The sequence below is a fragment of the Nocardioides kribbensis genome (assembly GCF_015070375.1).
In the GTDB taxonomy this organism is placed as follows: domain Bacteria; phylum Actinomycetota; class Actinomycetes; order Propionibacteriales; family Nocardioidaceae; genus Nocardioides; species Nocardioides kribbensis.
Genome location: NZ_JADCLL010000001.1, coordinates 807,892 through 823,827 on the forward strand (window position 1 = coordinate 807,892; position 15,936 = coordinate 823,827).

17 protein-coding genes are annotated in these 15,936 nt (G+C 73.6%); 5 read left to right on the top strand and 12 right to left on the bottom strand.

The genetic code is table 11. From position 1 onward, the window contains the following. Positions 1 to 122: 122 nt before the first annotated feature. Together IR170_RS03760 and IR170_RS03765 are read left to right on the top strand one after the other, a co-directional pair. Entirely contained in the window at positions 123 to 1,370 is a 1,248-nt protein-coding gene (locus tag IR170_RS03760; protein ID WP_227488404.1) for an LCP family protein, read from the top strand. Further along, positions 1,367 to 2,239, top strand: a complete 873-nt coding sequence (locus IR170_RS03765; RefSeq protein ID WP_056863942.1) for a crotonase/enoyl-CoA hydratase family protein — start codon at positions 1,367 to 1,369, stop codon at positions 2,237 to 2,239. Before IR170_RS03760 ends, IR170_RS03765 begins: the two co-directional genes overlap by 4 nt. Before the next feature lie 91 nt (positions 2,240 to 2,330). Here IR170_RS03765 and IR170_RS03770 read toward each other — a convergent pair whose 3' ends face one another. From IR170_RS03770 to IR170_RS03785, 4 genes are all read right to left on the bottom strand, one after another. Next, complete coding sequence (locus tag IR170_RS03770; RefSeq protein WP_056863941.1) at positions 2,331 to 2,882, bottom strand: Dps family protein; 552 nt, start codon at positions 2,880 to 2,882, stop codon at positions 2,331 to 2,333. A gap of 66 nt (positions 2,883 to 2,948) precedes the next feature. Next, entirely contained in the window at positions 2,949 to 3,695 is a 747-nt protein-coding gene (locus tag IR170_RS03775; RefSeq protein WP_193661240.1) for a dienelactone hydrolase family protein, read from the bottom strand. A 54-nt stretch (positions 3,696 to 3,749) separates the two neighbouring features. Beyond that, positions 3,750 to 5,561, bottom strand: a complete 1,812-nt coding sequence (locus IR170_RS03780; protein ID WP_193661241.1) for an acyl-CoA dehydrogenase — start codon at positions 5,559 to 5,561, stop codon at positions 3,750 to 3,752. A gap of 13 nt (positions 5,562 to 5,574) precedes the next feature. Next, positions 5,575 to 6,747 (bottom strand): acyl-CoA dehydrogenase family protein, encoded by a 1,173-nt coding sequence (locus IR170_RS03785; protein ID WP_193661242.1) that lies wholly within the window; start codon positions 6,745 to 6,747, stop codon positions 5,575 to 5,577. A 59-nt stretch (positions 6,748 to 6,806) separates the two neighbouring features. On the opposite strand from IR170_RS03785, the gene IR170_RS03790 reads away from it, so the two are divergent. Next, a complete protein-coding gene (locus tag IR170_RS03790) occupies positions 6,807 to 7,274 on the top strand; it encodes a CoA-binding protein (protein ID WP_319804894.1) in 468 nt (155 codons plus the stop codon). Here the strand turns inward: IR170_RS03790 and IR170_RS03795 are convergent. The 7 genes from IR170_RS03795 to IR170_RS03825 form a co-directional block, all read right to left on the bottom strand. Continuing rightward, positions 7,263 to 8,465, bottom strand: a complete 1,203-nt coding sequence (locus IR170_RS03795) for a heparan-alpha-glucosaminide N-acetyltransferase domain-containing protein (RefSeq protein ID WP_193661243.1) — start codon at positions 8,463 to 8,465, stop codon at positions 7,263 to 7,265. The two genes, IR170_RS03790 and IR170_RS03795, sit on opposite strands and share 12 nt — an antisense overlap. 7 nt (positions 8,466 to 8,472) lie before the next feature. Then, positions 8,473 to 9,033: a 5-(carboxyamino)imidazole ribonucleotide mutase gene (gene purE, locus IR170_RS03800; RefSeq protein WP_268778347.1), complete on the bottom strand. Its 561-nt coding sequence runs from the start codon at positions 9,031 to 9,033 to the stop codon at positions 8,473 to 8,475. Positions 9,034 to 9,037: 4 nt separating this feature from the next. Further along, positions 9,038 to 10,198: a 5-(carboxyamino)imidazole ribonucleotide synthase gene (locus IR170_RS03805; RefSeq protein WP_193661244.1), complete on the bottom strand. Its 1,161-nt coding sequence runs from the start codon at positions 10,196 to 10,198 to the stop codon at positions 9,038 to 9,040. A gap of 26 nt (positions 10,199 to 10,224) precedes the next feature. Next, positions 10,225 to 10,710 (bottom strand): winged helix-turn-helix domain-containing protein, encoded by a 486-nt coding sequence (locus IR170_RS03810; protein ID WP_193661245.1) that lies wholly within the window; start codon positions 10,708 to 10,710, stop codon positions 10,225 to 10,227. A gap of 95 nt (positions 10,711 to 10,805) precedes the next feature. Beyond that, complete coding sequence (locus tag IR170_RS03815) at positions 10,806 to 11,744, bottom strand: adenylate/guanylate cyclase domain-containing protein (RefSeq protein WP_056863912.1); 939 nt, start codon at positions 11,742 to 11,744, stop codon at positions 10,806 to 10,808. A 43-nt stretch (positions 11,745 to 11,787) separates the two neighbouring features. Further along, positions 11,788 to 12,300: a PH domain-containing protein gene (locus IR170_RS03820; protein ID WP_056864584.1), complete on the bottom strand. Its 513-nt coding sequence runs from the start codon at positions 12,298 to 12,300 to the stop codon at positions 11,788 to 11,790. A 50-nt stretch (positions 12,301 to 12,350) separates the two neighbouring features. Beyond that, entirely contained in the window at positions 12,351 to 13,202 is an 852-nt protein-coding gene (locus tag IR170_RS03825) for a biotin--[acetyl-CoA-carboxylase] ligase (RefSeq protein WP_193661246.1), read from the bottom strand. A gap of 107 nt (positions 13,203 to 13,309) precedes the next feature. Between IR170_RS03825 and IR170_RS03830 the strand changes: the two genes are divergently transcribed. After that, positions 13,310 to 14,887 (top strand): acyl-CoA carboxylase subunit beta, encoded by a 1,578-nt coding sequence (locus tag IR170_RS03830; RefSeq protein ID WP_251534343.1) that lies wholly within the window; start codon positions 13,310 to 13,312, stop codon positions 14,885 to 14,887. After that, positions 14,884 to 15,108, top strand: coding sequence for an acyl-CoA carboxylase subunit epsilon (locus IR170_RS03835; protein ID WP_251533785.1), 225 nt, complete (start codon positions 14,884 to 14,886; stop codon positions 15,106 to 15,108). Before IR170_RS03830 ends, IR170_RS03835 begins: the two co-directional genes overlap by 4 nt. Positions 15,109 to 15,126: 18 nt before the next feature. Here IR170_RS03835 and IR170_RS03840 read toward each other — a convergent pair whose 3' ends face one another. Next, positions 15,127 to 15,873 (bottom strand): response regulator transcription factor, encoded by a 747-nt coding sequence (locus IR170_RS03840; RefSeq protein WP_056863909.1) that lies wholly within the window; start codon positions 15,871 to 15,873, stop codon positions 15,127 to 15,129. Positions 15,874 to 15,936: the final 63 nt, after the last annotated feature.

Consider the following 15,936-nt stretch of genomic DNA (forward strand, 5'->3'; position numbering starts at 1 on the left):
TCCTGCTCAGGACTGGTGGGGAAGGGTCCAGTGCTGTCGGCCAGTATCACCAGCCTCAGGAGTCACACGGGCCCCGACGCGCCGTGCCCGGCCAGGTCGGCCCATCGCGTAGCGTCCTCCCCATGGCAGACGGGCCCGGCCGCGGCGGCGACGACGAGAAGCGCTTCGACTGGCTCTACGGCGGACAGGGGGCGAGCGACCCCGACGCGACCCGGCCGGTGCGACGCCAGCCCCGGCCCGCCTCCCCCGCCGCCGGGTCGGGCGCCCCCGACGACGAGGCGACCCGGGTCATGCGGGCCCGACCCCGTGACCAGCCCCGCGACCAGCCCCGTGACCAGCCCCGCGCGGCCACCCCGCCGCCCCGGGCCCCGGTCGCGCCGCCGCCGGCCGCGGCCTCCTCGGGGCGCCGACGTCCGCGCTTCCGCGCGCGCTACGTGCTGGCCCTGGTGCTGCTGTGGGTGGTCTACCTGGTCGCCGTGCCGGTCTTCGCCTGGACCAAGGTCGACAAGGTGGCCTTCGAGCCCCGCGGGGAGCGCCCGGCGGAGCAGCCGGGCACGACGTACCTGCTCGTCGGCAGCGACTCGCGCCAGGGGCTGAGCGCCGCGGAGCGCAAGGAGTACGGCACGGGCGACGCGAGCGGGCAGCGCACCGACACGATCCTGCTGCTGCACACCGGCTCCGGGCCCAACCTGCTGATGTCGATCCCCCGCGACTCCCTCGTCGACGTGCCCGGGTCGGGCACCACGAAGATCAACGCCGCCTACGCCTTCGGGGGCCCGAGGCTGCTCACGCGGACCATCGAGGAGAACACCGGCATCCGCGTCGACGAGTACGTCGAGATCGGCATCGGCGGCTTCGTCGACCTCGTCGACGCCGTGGGCGGCATCGAGATCTGCCCCCGGCAGGCCATGGACGACCCGCTGGCCAACCTCGACATCGAGAAGGGCTGTCAGGAGGCCGACGGCGTGACCGCCCTGGGCTACGCCCGCTCGCGGCACACCAGCGGGCTCGGCGACATCGAGCGCGCCCGTCAGCAGCGCGAGGTGGTCGCGTCCATCGGGCGCGAGGTGGTCTCGCCCTGGTCGGTGCTCAACCCCGTGCGCTACTGGCGGCTCAACCTCGCCGCCACCGAGACGGTCACCTTCGGCGACGGCATGAACCCCGCCCGGGCCGCGATGTGGGCCTCGGCGATGACCCGCGTCAACGGGGACAACGGTCTGACCTGCTCGGTGCCGATCAGCGACCTCGCGGTCACCTGGGACCCCGAGCGCTCGCGGCAGATGTTCCAGGCGATCATCGACGACGACACCGACAGCATCGACGACAGCCTGTGCACGCCCTCGGGCCTGCCGGAAGGAGCCACCTCGTGAGCTACGAGACCCTCACCTGGAGCGTGGACGACGACGGGGTCGCGACCCTGACGCTGCACCGCCCCGAGCAGCTCAACGCCTTCGACCTGGTGATGGCCCGCGAGCTGCTCCAGGTCTTCACCGTCGACGCCCACGACGACGCCGTGCGCGCCGTGGTCGTCACCGGCGCCGGTCGCGCCTTCTGCGCGGGCATGGACCTCTCGGCCGAGGGCAACGTCTTCGGGCTCGACGAGTCCCTCGACGTCACCCCCGAGGAGCTGCGCGAGCGCTACGACCAGGAGCCCTACCAGGACGGCCTGCGCGACACCGGCGGCAAGGTGACGCTGGCCATCCACGCCCTGCCCAAGCCCGTGATCGCGGCCATCAACGGCGCGGCGGTCGGCATCGGCGCCACGATGACGCTGGCCATGGACCTGCGCCTGGCCTCGACCCGGGCCAGGGTCGGCTTCGTCTTCGGCCGGCTCGGCATCGTCCCCGAGGCATGCTCGAGCTGGTTCCTGCCCCGCATCGTCGGGGTGCAGCAGGCGCTGGAGTGGGTCTACTCCGCCGACGTGCTCACCGCCGAGCAGGCCCTCGAGGGCCGGCTGCTGCGCTCGGTGCACGAGCCCGACGACCTGCTGCCGGCCGCCCAGGAGCTGGCCCGCTCCTTCGTCAAGGACCGCTCCCCCGTGGCGCTCGCCCTGGCCAAGCAGCTGGTCTACCGCAACAGCGCCGCCCCGGAGCCGCTCGACGCGCACCTGTCGGACACCCTCGCGATGTTCCACACCTCGATCGGCGACGGCAAGGAGGGGGTGGCGGCGTTCAAGGAGAAGCGCACGCCGGTCTTCACCTCCCGCGCCTCCGAGGTGCCGCGGGTCTTCCCGCGCTGATCCGGCCCCGTCCCTCGACCGGACCCGGACCGGACGCAGACGACCCCCCGCCCAGGAGGGCGGGGGGTCGTCGGCGTCGAGGGGGCGTGGCTCAGCCGGCGGCCGCCGCGGCCTGCGTCTCGGAGGTGGCGCCGGCGGTCGACAGACCGCCCGACTTGTCCTCCAGGTGGGCGCGCACGAACCAGTGGAAGAGCTCCAGCTCGTTGATCTGGGCGATGAACATGTCCTGGGTGACCAGGTCGAGGTCGTCGAGCTCCTTCATGCCGTCGCGGTAGGAGGAGATGACGCCCTGGTAGACCAGGTCGAGGGCACCGAGGTGCTCCTGGGTGGTGGCGCGACCGATGCTGTACTCGTCCCAGGTGCGGTTCTCCACCAGCGAGCCGGGGGTGCCCTTGGGCGAGCCGCCGAGGGTCGCGATGCGCTCGGCCAGGTCGTCGGCGAAGCCGCGCACGGTCTCGACCTGGGGGTCGATCATCTCGTGGACGGCGATGAAGTGGGGACCCACGACGTTCCAGTGGACGTGCTTGAGCGTCAGGTGCAGGTCGTTGCAGGCGTAGAGGCGGCCCTGGACCAGCTCGACGACGCGTGCAGCGTCCTCGTCGCTCATGCCGGGCACGGTGTACTTGAGGTTGGGAGTGGCCATGGATCGAACGTACTGCGGCCCTCCGGGGGTCCCATCACCCGAAGGGGTGCCGCTCCCGCGCACGCCTCAGGCCGGGGCGATCGTGCGCTCGAGGAGGGCCCGGAGCTCGCTCGTGTGGCGCTCCGCGGCCTGCTCGTCGTACATCGAGGTGTCGGCCATCGAGTAGCCGTGCGCGGCGCCGGCGTAGACCTCGTTGAGGTGCGGGCGACCCGCCTCCTGCAGGGTCCGCTCGAGGGTCTCGACGGCCTCCAGCGGCATCGAGGCGTCCTGGTCGGCGTGGCCGAGCACGAACTCCGCGGTGGAGGCGGCCACGGCCAGGTGCGGGCTGTCGGGCTCGTCGGTGACCAGTCCTCCGCCGTGGAAGCCGCCGACCGCGCCGACGGTGCCGGGGAACTGCCCGGCGGTGCTCAGCGCGAGCCGCGCGCCCATGCAGTAGCCGATCACACCGATCGGGCCGTCCCCGGCGTGCTCGAGCAGCGTGGCCACCCAGGCGTCGGCGTCGGGGCCCGACCGGTCGGGGGTGAGGGCGGCGATGCGGTCCATGACCCCGGAGGCGAAGAAGGCCTCCCGGGCGCCGTCCTCGCGCAGGTCGCCCTCGGGCTCGAGGTCGGCGGCCGAGCCGTCGCGGTAGAACACGTGCGGCACCAGCACGACGTAGCCCCACGAGGCGATGCGGTCGGCCATGTCGCGGGTCTGTCGGCGCAGGCCGATGGCGTCGACGTACATCAGCACGCCGGGGCGGCCGTCCTCACCGGTGAGGTAGGCCTCCGCGGTGCCGTCGGGGGTCTGGATCGAGAGCGTCTGCTGGGTCATGGCGCCGACGCTAGCGACCGGCCGGTCACCGGTCGGTCACCGGCCGGTGCCGACCTAGAGCCAGGCGTCCTCGACGTCGAGGACCGTGCGGTCGAGTCGCTCGAGCAGGTCGAGCTGCGGGTGCACCCGGGGCAGGTCGCAGCGCACGAACCAGCGCGCCGCGTGCCGCTTGCCGGCGTGCAGGTCGCTGTCGCCGTCGGCGGCCATCGCCTGCTGCAGCCACAGCCACGCGACCACCACGTGCCCCGCCACCTCCAGGTACGCCGAGGAGTTGGCCGTGCTGACCCGGGGGTCGCCCGCCGACCAGAGCGTCGCCGTGACCGCGACCAGCCGGTCGGCCGCGGCCTGCACGGCCGCGGCGTCCTGGGCCAGGTCGCCCCCGCGGGCCGCGGCCGCGTCGGTCGTCTCCCTGATCCGGCGGGCGAGCAGGCGCAGGCCCGCACCGCCCTCGGCGACGACCTTGCGCCCGAGCAGGTCGAGGCCCTGGATGCCGTGGGTGCCCTCGTGGATGGGGTTGAGCCGGTTGTCGCGGTAGTGCTGCTCGACGTCGTACTCGCGGGTGTAGCCGTAGCCGCCGTGCACCTGGATGGCCAGGTCGTTGGCGGCCAGGCACCACTGGGAGGGCCACGACTTCGCGATCGGTGTGAGCACCTCGAGCAACCGGTGGGCCTCCTCGCGCGCCGCGGCACCCTCGGCGGTCTGCTCCTCGTCGACCAGTCGGGCGGTGTAGAGCACCAGGCCGAGACCGCCCTCGACCCAGGCCTTCATCGTGAGCAGCATCCGGCGCACGTCGGCGTGCTCGACCAGGCGCACCGGCGGCGAGGCGGGGTCCTTGGCGCCGACGGGGCGGCCCTGGGTGCGCTCGCGGGCGTAGGCGAGGGCCTTGAGGTAGCCGGTGCAGCCCAGGGCGGCCGCGCCGAGCCCGACGCCGACGCGGGCCTCGTTCATCATGTGGAACATCAGCGCCAGGCCGCGGTGCTGCTCCCCGACGAGGTAGCCCACCGCGCCCGGCTCGCCCCCGGGACGGTGGGCGCCCTCGCCGAAGTTGAGTAGGGTGTTGGTGGTGCCGCGCCAGCCCATCTTGTGGTTGAGCCCGGCCAGCACGACGTCGTTGCGCTCGCCCAGCGAGCCGTCGTCGGCCACCAGGTGCTTGGGCACCAGGAAGAGCGAGATGCCCTTGACCCCGGCCGGCGCGCCCGCGGTGCGGGCCAGCACGAGGTGCACGATGTTCTCGCCCATCTCGTGGTCGCCGCCGGAGATCCACATCTTGTTGCCGCGCAGCCGGAAGGTGCCGTCGGGCTGCTCGGTGGCGGTCGTGGTCACGTCGGCCAGCGAGGAGCCCGCCTGCGGCTCGGAGAGGCACATCGTGCCGAAGAACCGGCCCTCGAGCATGGGGCGCACGAAGCGCTCGACCTGCTCGGGGCTGCCGTGGGCGACCAGCAGGTGGGCGTTGGCCTGGGTGAGGAACGGGTAGCCCGCCGTGCCGCAGTTGGCGGCCTGGAACCACGCCGCCACCGCCGAGGCGACCACCTGGGGCAGCTGCAGGCCGCCGAGCTCCTCGTCGAAGGTGGCGCCGGTGAAGCCGCTGGCGGAGTAGACCGCCAGCGCCTCCTCCACCTCGGGGTGCAGGTGCACCCGCTCCCCGTCGAAGCGGGGCTCCTCCTGGTCGTTGCGCTTGTTGTGCGTCGCGAAGTGGCGCGTGGCCACCGTCTCGGCCAGGTCGAGCACCGCGTCGAGGGTGTCGCGCGAGTGCTCGGCGTACCGCTCGCGCGTGAGGAGGTCCTCGACCCGCAGCCACTCGTGCAGCTGGAAGGCCAGGTCGGCGCGGGACATCACCGTCGACGACGGGGTGGTGCTGCGGGTCATGACGACCTCCTGCTCAGAGCTGGCTCTGCACCCCCGCGAGGAGCTGCCGGGCCATGACGATGCGCTGCACCTGGTTGGTGCCCTCGTAGATCTGGGTGATCTTCGCATCGCGCATCATGCGCTCGACGGGGTAGTCCTTGGTGAAGCCGTAGCCGCCCAGCACCTGCACCGCGTCGACGCAGACCTGCATGGCCACGTCGGAGGCGAAGCACTTGGCCGCGGCGCCGAAGAACGTGAGGTCGGCGTCGCCGCGCTCGGAGCGGCCGGCGGCGGCGTAGGTCATCTGGCGGGCGGCCTCGATCTTCATGCCCATGTCGGCGAGCATGAACTGCAGGCCCTGGAACTCCGCGATCGCCTTGCCGAACTGCTCGCGCTCCTTGGCGTACTGCAGCGCGTAATCCAGCGCGCCCTGGGCGACGCCTACGGCCTGGGCAGCGATCGTGACCCGGGTGTGGTCGAGGGTCTTCATGGCGGTCTCGAAGCCGGTGCCCTCGGCGCCGATCATCCGGTCGGCGGGGATGCGCACGTGGTCGAGGTAGACCTCGCGGGTCGGGCTGCCCTTGATGCCCAGCTTCTTCTCGGGGGCGCCGAAGGAGACGCCCTCGTCGGACTTCTCGACGACGAAGGCCGAGATGCCCTTGGAGCGCTTCTCGGGGTCGGTGACCGCGAGCACCGTGTAGTACTCCGACTCCCCCGCGTTGCTGATCCACCGCTTGGTGCCGTTCAGCACCCAGTCCTCGCCGTCGCGCACGGCCTTGGTCTTCATCGACACCGCGTCGGAGCCGGCCTCGGGCTCGGAGAGGCAGTAGGAGAAGCCGCCCTCGCCGCGGGCCAGCGCCCCGAGGTACTTCTTCTTCAGCTCCTCCGAGCCGGCGATCTGCACCGGCAGCGAGCCCAGCTTGTTGACGGCCGGGATCAGCGAGGCCGACACGTCGGCGCGCGCCACCTCCTCGATGACCAGCACGGTCGCGAGGGCGTCGGCACCGGCACCGCCGTACTCCTCGGGCACGTGGGGGGCGTGGAAGTCGGCGGCGAGCAGCGCGGCCGCGGCCTCGTGGGGGTAGCGGGCCTGCTCGTCCACCTCGGCGGCGTGGGGGGCGACCTTGGCGTCGCACAGGTCGCGCACCGCCTCGCGGATCGCCTGGTGCTCCTCGGACAGGGCGTAGAGGGGATAGTTGGACGTCATAGCATCCGAGGTTACTCGGAGGTAGGACGCACGTGCACCCCGCGACCTAGGCTTGCGGTGTGACCTCCGACGCCCCCCTCCCCGGCGCCCCCCTGACCGGCGACTGGCAGCACGCCGCCTCGGTCGACCTCATGCTCGACGCGTGCGACACCTGGGCCGTCGTCGGACTCTCCGGTGACCCGAGCCGTACGGCGTACGCCATCGCCCACCTGCTCCAGCAGCGCGGCAAGCGGATCGTGCCGGTCCACCCGGCCGCCGCCGACGGGCGTCTCGTCGTGCTGGGCGAGCCCGCCTGGCCCACCCTCGCCGACGTGCCCTTCGCCCTCGACGTGGTCGACGTCTTTCGTCGCTCGCAGTTCGCCGGCGAGGTGGCCGACCAAGCGGTCGCCGTCGGGGCGCGCGGGGTGTGGCTGCAGCTCGGCGTGGTCGACGAGGCGGCCCTGCGCCGCACCCGGTCCGCCGGCGTGGCCATGGTGATGGACACCTGCCCGGCCATCGAGTGGCGCCGGCGCGGCTCAGCCGTCTGAGGGGCCGGCCGAGGGGCGGTCCGAGGGGCGGCCCGAGGGGCGGCCCGGGCGACCGCGCACGAGTCGGGCCGCGCCCTGGGAGGCCAGGGAGACCAGCTGCTCGAGGGGGCCACGGCGCCCGGCGGCGGCGTAGAGCGCGCCGATGCCGAGCAGCACGAGGAGGTGGGCGGGGTAGGCCGAGGACTCCTCGGGCGGCCACAGCCGGTCGGTGCGCAGCAGCACGTGCAGCGAGTAGAGCGTGAGCACCATCGTCCCGGCGCCGAAGACGATGCCGACCGCGCGACGGGCGACGTCGAGGCCGTGGCGCACCAGGGTGGCGTCGAGCAGCAGGCACAGCCCCAGGACCAGGCCCGCGCTGCCGGTGGTCTGCAGCAGGTCGAGCGTGGTCGAGCTGTGCGGCGCCGCGGCCACCAGCCAGCCCGGCTCGCCGGGCGGCGTCGTGCCGAACATGCCCCCGGCGGCCTCGTCGAGCTGCGCGGCGGTGAGGTCGGTGCGTGCCACCAGGGCCCCGGCCAGGGCGCTGGCCCCGACCGCGAGGACCAGCCCGCCGAGCACGATCGCCGTCGCGACCGCGCGCCGGGCGAGGTCGAGACGGCCCAGGGCCAGCCCCACCAGCACGTAGGACAGCCAGGGCACCGCCGGGTAGTAGCCGGTCCACAGCAGCTCGGCCAGCAGCCCGGTGGGGTCCGCCACCAGCTGGGCGAAGGTCGGGCTGGCGACGCCGCGCGGGGCGAGCTCGGCGCGCAGCACGTAGGAGAAGAGCGGCGCCGCCACCACCCACGCGGCGGCCAGGCCCAGGAGCGCGGGCGGGCGGAGCCCCAGGAAGGGCAGGGCCAGCAGCAGGAGCACGGCGTAGTAGGTGAGGATCACCGCGAGCCCCGAGTCGGGCTCGCCGAGCGCGAGCCCGAGCAGCCCGATCAGCACTGCGCGGACCACGACGCCCGCCGACCGCGCCGCGCGCTCGCGCCCCTGCACCGGCTCGCGGCGCCCGGTCGTCAGCGCGAGGCTGACCCCCAGGAGCACCGCGAAGAGCGCCGAGGCCCGTCCGCCGGCCAGCCACTGCGCCGCGCTGAGCGACCCGTCGGGGTCGCGCGGGTCGACGACGTGGGTCGCCACCATGCCGACCAGGGCCAGGCAGCGGGCCACGTCGACGCCGAGCAGGCGCCCCGCGCCGTCCCCCGACCTCGGCACGGTCGGGTCAGAAGCCGAGGCGACGGGGGGCGGCCTCGCGGCGCACGACCTCGCCCTTGGCGTGGGCCGCGGTGCGCAGCTCGGCCTGGAAGTCGCGCATCCGCTCCTGCAGGACCGGGTCGGTCGCGGCCAGGATCCGCACGGCGAGCAGGCCGGCGTTGCGCGCACCGCCCACCGCGACGGTGGCCACCGGCACGCCGGCGGGCATCTGCACGATGGAGAGCAGGGAGTCCATGCCGTCGAGGTACTTCAGCGGCACCGGCACCCCGATGACCGGCAGCGGCGTGACCGCGGCGAGCATGCCGGGCAGGTGGGCGGCGCCGCCGGCGCCGGCGATGATCACCGACAGGCCGCGCTCGTGGGCGCGGCGGCCGTAGTCGAGCATCTCCTCGGGCATCCGGTGCGCGGAGACCACGTCGGCCTCGTGCGGCACCTCGAACTCGGCCAGCGCCTCCGCGGCGGCCTGCATCACCGGCCAGTCGGAGTCGGAGCCCATCACGATGCCGACGCGCGGGGCGGGCCGCCCGGTGGCAGGACCGGTGGGGGTGCCGGTGGGGGTGTCGGTCACGGGTCTACTCGCTCTCGTTGCCGAGGTCGCCGCGGAACCAGGCGGCGGCGTGCCGCGCCCGCTCCAGGCAGTCCTCGAGGTCGACGCCGTAGGCGTTGACGTGCCCGACCTTGCGCCCGGGGCGCAGGTCCTTGCCGTAGAGGTGCACGCGCAGGTGGGGGTCGCGGGCCAGGGCGTGGGGGAAGCCGTCCCACAGCCGTCCCACCTCGGTGTCGTCGCTGCCGAGGATGTTGACCATCACCGTCCAGCGCGCGCGGGGGGCCGGCGAGCCCAGCGGCAGGTCCATGACGGCACGCAGGTGGTTCTCGAACTGGGAGGTCACCGCGCCGTCCTGGGTCCAGTGACCGGTGTTGTGCGGGCGCATGGCCAGCTCGTTGACGAGGATCCGCCCGTCGTTGGTCTCGAAGAGCTCCACGGCCAGCACCCCGGTGACACCGAGCTCTCCGGCGATGCGCAGCGCGATCTCCTGCGCCTGGCCGCCCAGCTCCGGGTCGAGGTCGGGGGCGGGGGCGACCACCTCGTGGCAGATGCCGTCGCGCTGGGTGGAGGCGACGACGGGGTAGGCCGCGGCCTGGCCGCTGGGCGAGCGCACCACGAGGGCCGAGAGCTCGCGGCGGAAGTCGACGAGCTCCTCGGCCAGCAGGCCGACGCCGCCCTCGGCGGCGGCGCGCAGCGGCTCGGCGCAGTCCTCGAGCGACCGCACGAACCACACCCCCTTGCCGTCGTAGCCACCGCGGGTGGTCTTGAGCACGCAGGGCAGGCCGAAGGCCTCGACCTCGTCGGGGGAGGCCACGACGGCGTTGCGCGGGCACGGCACGCCCAGCTCGGCCAGGCGCGTGCGCATCACGGCCTTGTCCTGGGCGTGGACGAGGGCGTCGGGGCCGGGTCGCACGGCGACGCCGTCGGCCTCGAGCGCGTGGAGGTGCTCGGTCGGCACGTGCTCGTGGTCGAAGGTGACCACCGGGCAGCCGTCGGTGACGCGGCGCAGCGTGGCGAGGTCGCGGTAGTCGCCGACGACGTGGTCGGGCACGACCTGCGCGGCGGAGACACCCTCGGCCTCGGCGAGCAGGCGCAGCGGCAGACCCAGGGCGATGGCGGGCTGGGCCATCATCCGGGCCAGCTGGCCACCGCCGATGACGGCGAGGACGGGAGCGGACTGGGGCACGGCCCCAACCCTAGGAGACGCCCCCGTCAGGCGACCACGGGGCGCTCCGCGGCGGACACGCGGTCGGCCTCGGGAGCGCGGTAGGCCATCTCGGGAGCCCCGACACCGGGGGCGGCCGGGCCGTCGGCGCAGTCGGTCGCGACGTCGGCGTCGATGACGATCGGGGCCACCGGCTGCGCACCCTCGCCGCCCGCGGCCGGGTGGCCGGGAGGCGGCTGCGGCTCGAAGCGCAGGCCCTTGCCGCGGACGGTGGTGATCAGGTGCGGGCGCCGCGGGTTGTCGCCGATCTTGCGGCGCACCCAGCCCAGGTGGACGTCGATGGTCTTGGAGGAGGTCCAGAAGCTGGTGTGCCACACCTCGCGCATCAGCTGCTCACGCGTGACGATCTCGCCGGGGCGGGAGATGAGGGCGAGGACGAGATCGAACTCCTTGCGGGAGAAGGTGATCTCGTCGTCCCCCTTCCACGCGCGGCGGGTCTCGGGGTCGAGGGAGACGTCCTGAACGCTGTACACGGGACAACCGTACGAAGCGACCCGGGCGAAAGTAAGGAAATGCCGCAAAATGACAGTGGCAGGAAACTGTCACACTGGGGGGACTGAAGAAATGCTCAGTGGCGACGAACGGCCACCGGCTCGACGAGACCGAAGCCGCGCACCGGTCGGGCCGGCAGACGGCGGGTCTCGAACTGGTCCTCCGGCAGCACCGCAGCCGTCGCGGCGTCGATGATGATCCGGTTGCGCCGGGCCACCGCGGTCAGCCGCGCGGCCATGTTGACCGGCGGGCCGAAGACGTCGCCCAGGCGCATCACCACCGACCCGCTGGCCAGGCCGAGGCGGATGTCGGGCATCCGCGGGTCGCGACCGATCACGTTGATGATCCCCTCGGCGGTGTCGTAGGCCCGGATGGGGTCGTCGTTCACGAAGAGCACCGAGTCGCCGATGCTCTTGATCACCCGGCCGCGCTGGGTGGCCACGACGTCGGCGCAGCGCACCTCGAAGAGCTCCACGAGGTCGCCGATGCGCTCCTCGGTGAGGGTGTTGCTCAGGGCGGTGAAGCCCACGATGTCGGCGAAGCCGACGGTGAGCGTGGTCGTGTGGAGGTCCTCGTCGGTGGCGCCGAGGGCCTCGATGCGGGCCGCGGCGGCGGCCAGGTGGCGGCGCCACGCATAGATCAGCATCGACTCGAAGGGCTTGGAGAAGTCCTCGACGACCTGCAGGGCCAGGTCGACGCGGGCCCCGGGGCCGGCCTCGTCGGCGTCCATCTCCTCGACGTGCTGCACCAGGGCCGAGACCTCCCAGTCGGCCAGGCGCGCCATCGTCTGCCCCACCGCACGCGTGAGGTTGACCGCGAGGTCGAAGTCGATGAGCCCGGAGCGCACCACCTCCAGCAGGACGCCCACCGCCTCGGAGTCGGCGCCCATGAAGGCCGCCTCGTCGGCGGGGTGCTCGGGGAAGCCCAGCGCGCGCCACAGCCGGCGGGCCTGCTCGAGCGAGACACCGGCGTGCTCGGCCAGCTCGGGTGAGGTCAGCACCGGCACGTCGCCCATGATCGCCCGCTCCAGGTCGCCCGGTCGCCTGCTCGGCCCCGGCTCACGCACCGTCGGCCCGCGAGCGCGGCTCGTGCAGGTCGTGCAGGAGCAGGTTGAGGCGGCGGTGGGTCTCCTCGACGTGGGGGATGTCGGGCAGCGCGACCTGACCGTGGGTGCTGGCGTCGCTGATGATCAGCGTGCCGCAGCCCAGGAGCCGGTCGACCAGGTGCAGCTCGATGGCCACGTCGCTGATCCGCGACAGCGGGATGTCGTGGCCACGGCGGGTCACGACGCCGGTGCGGGTGATGAGACGACGGTCGGTGAAGGTGTAGGAGGCGGTGAGCCAGACCAGGAAGGGGCGCAGCACCCACCACAGCGCGGCCACGGCGACCAGCGCCCACACGACCAGCGACGCCACGCGGCCCACCTCGCCCTCGAGCAGCACCTGCGCCGCGACGCCGACGGCGAGCAGCACGACGAGGGTCAGCAGCGGCAGCAGCAGCGCCTTGGGGTGGGTGCGGGTGCTGAGGACGACGGACTCCCCGTCGTTGAGCAGCTTCTGCGAGATGGCCACCACACGATCATGTCACCTGCGGGCGACCCGCGCGCACCGGTCGGGCCACCTCACAGGGCGCGCGCGTGCACCACGTCGCCGGCCCCCACGGCCACCTCGCCGTCGGGTCCCGCGACCACCAGGCGACCCTGCTCGTCGACCCCGGTCGCCTGCCCCAGCAGGGTCCGCCCCGCGGGCAGCTCGACGCGCACGCGCCGGCCGACGCTCACGCAGGAGGTGGCGTACGACGCGCGCAGCCGCTCGGCCGCGCCGGCGCCGCCGCCCTGCCAGGTGTCGTAGGACTCCCGCAGCGTGGCGAGCAGGTCGACGAGGAGGGCCGCGCGGGTCGGCACCGGGAGGCCGAGCCGGTCGGCCTCGAGCGCCAGCGAGGTGGCCGTGGCGACCGGCAGCCGGTCGGCAGGGGTCCCGACGTTGAGCCCGATCCCGACCACGGCGGCCGCACCGGCGGGACCCTCGACCCGCTCGACCAGGATCCCGACCAGCTTGCGCTCGCCGCCCGCGGGGGCGCACAGCACGTCGTTGGGCCACTTCACCCCGGCCTCGAAGCCGTGGGCGCGCAAGGTCGCGGCGACCGCCTGCCCGGTCAGCAGCGGCAGCCACGGCCACTGCTGCGCCGGCACCCGCGGGCGCAGCAGGACCGAGAAGGGCAGGGAGGTGCGCGCCGGCATCTCGAAGCCGCGGTCGAGGCGTCCCCGGCCCGCGGTCTGGTGCTCGGCCACCACCACCAGCCCCTCGGCCTCGCCGGCGCGGGCCCGCTCGGCGACCAGCGCGTTGGTGGACGGCGTGGAGGCGACCACCTCCACCCTCAGGCCGGGCACCACGAGCGCGGCCGGGTCGAGCGGGGCGTCGAGCGGGAGCCGCTCCGGCTCGTGGGGTGGGCGCTCGGCGGTGTCCGGGGTCACGGGCACTACATTGACGCACGACCACTCGACGGGCCAGATCAGGAGGCCGGATACACGTGAGCGCACAGCCAGGCGAGGGCACCGACGTCCCCTCTCAGGAGACAGGCATCGACCTCCACACCACCGCGGGCAAGCTGGCCGACCTCGACCGCCGTCTCGACGAGGCGGTGCACGCCGGCTCGGCCAAGGCCGTCGAGAAGCAGCACGCCAAGGGCCGCCAGACCGCGCGCGAGCGCATCGAGCAGCTCTTCGACGAGGGCTCCTTCGTCGAGCTCGACGAGCTGGCCCGGCACCGCTCCACCGCCTTCGGCCTGGAGAAGACCCGCCCCTACGGCGACGGCGTGGTGACCGGCTACGGCACCATCGACGGTCGCCAGGTCTGCGTGTTCTCCCAGGACTTCACCGTCTTCGGCGGCTCGCTGGGCGAGGTCTACGGCGAGAAGATCACCAAGGTGATGGACCTCGCCATCAAGACCGGCTGCCCGATCATCGGCATCAACGAGGGTGCCGGCGCCCGGATCCAGGAGGGCGTGGTCTCCCTCGGCCTCTACGGCGAGATCTTCCGCCGCAACGTGCACGCCTCGGGCGTCATCCCGCAGATCTCCATGATCATGGGCTCCTGCGCCGGCGGCCACGTCTACTCCCCCGCGGTCACCGACTTCACGATCATGGTCGACGGCACCTCCAACATGTTCATCACCGGGCCCGACGTCATCAAGACCGTCACCGGCGAGGACGTCTCGATGGAGGACCTCGGCGGCGCGCGCACCCACAACACCAAGTCGGGCAACGCCCACTACATGGGCTCCGACGAGGCCGACGCGATCGAGTACGTCAAGGCGCTGTTGTCGTTCCTGCCGCAGAACAACCTCGACGAGTCGCCGACCTTCGACGACCCCGCCGACCTCGAGCCCTCCGAGCTCGACCTGGCCCTCGACACGATCATCCCCGACTCCCCGAACCAGCCCTACGACATGCACACCGTCATCGAGGCGGTCGTCGACGACGAGGAGTTCCTCGAGGTCCAGGAGCTCTTCGCCCCCAACCTCATCGTCGGCTTCGGCCGCGTCGAGGGACACTCGGTGGGCGTCGTGGCCAACCAGCCGATGCAGTTCGCCGGCACCCTCGACATCGACGCCTCGGAGAAGGCCGCGCGCTTCGTCCGCTTCTGCGACGCCTTCAACATCCCGGTGCTGACCTTCGTCGACGTGCCCGGCTTCCTGCCCGGCACCGACCAGGAGTGGAACGGCATCATCCGCCGCGGCGCCAAGCTGATCTACGCCTACGCCGAGGCGACGGTGCCGCTCATCACCGTCATCACCCGCAAGGCCTACGGCGGCGCCTACGACGTCATGGGCTCCAAGCACCTCGGCGCCGACATCAACGTCGCGTGGCCCACCGCCCAGATCGCGGTGATGGGCGCCCAGGGCGCGGCCAACATCGTGCACCGCAAGGAGCTCAAGGCCGTCGAGAAGGAGGGCGGCGACGTCGAGGCGCGTCGTGCCGAGCTCATCGACGAGTACGACACCACCCTGGCCAATCCCTACATCGCCGCCGAGCGTGGCTACATCGACGCGGTCATCACGCCCCACGAGACCCGCGTCGAGGTCGTCCGGGCCCTGCGCCTGCTGCGCTCCAAGCGCGAGACCCTGCCTGCGAAGAAGCACGGGAACATCCCGCTGTGAGCGCCGAGCAGGAGCCGGCGGCCCCCGTGCTGCGGGTCGTCACGCCCGACGCGACGCCGGAGGAGATCGCGGCCCTGGTGGCCGTCGTCTCCGCCCTCGGCGCCGGCTCGGAGCCGGCGCAGGCGCCGCGACGCCCCGAGTGGAGCGCCCCGGCCCGCCTGGTGCGGCGCAACCCGCCGCACGGGCCGGGCGGCTGGCGGGCCAGCGCGCTGCCGCGCTGAGCCCACGCGCGGCCCGGCTCAGCGCTGCTCGGCGCAGCGGTAGCCGACCTCGCCGACGGCCTCCACGAAACGGGGCCGGTCGCCGGTGTCCCCGAGCCGGTGGAGCAGGGCCTCGACGCACGCGTCGAGGCCCTGCCGGTCGTCGTCGTCGACCACCGTGGGGCCCGGCCGGTCGCCGCGCACCGAGAGCACCAGGTCGGCCTTGCCCCGCACCCGACGGCCGGTCGAGAGCAGGGTCGTGAGCAGGGTGCGCTCGTGCGCGCCGAGCTCGACCGGCCGCCCGTCGAGCTCGACCGCTCCGGTGGCGGTGTCGAGCACCAGGCCGTTGAGCTCCAGCGTCGCCGGCAGCAGGACCCCGGGCGGTGTGCGCGCGGCGAGGCCCGCCGCGTCGGCGACCAGCGCGTCGGCCTTGGCCCGCAGGTCGCGCGGGCGGAAGGGCTTGACCAGGTAGTCGTCGGCGCCGGCCTGCAGACCCGCCGCGGCGTCGCCGTCCTCGGCCATGGCCGAGATCATCACGACGTGGGTGCCGCTCAGCTCGCGCAGCCGGCGCGCCACCGCGAAGCCGTCGAGGCCCGGCATGTTGACGTCGAGGGTCGTCAGGAGCGGCGCGTGCGCGCGCACCGCGTCGATGCCCTCGAAGCCGTTGCCGGCGAGCACCGTGGTCAGGCCCGCCTGGGTGAGCACGATGTCGATGAGGTCGCGGACGTCGGGGTCGTCCTCGATGACCACCGCGACGGGGGCGGCGGCGGGGGGTCGCTCCGGCATGGCCGGGAGCCTAGGGCATGGTCGGGCCCCGCCCGCCGGGGGCGAAGCCGGCCGCGCGGTCGC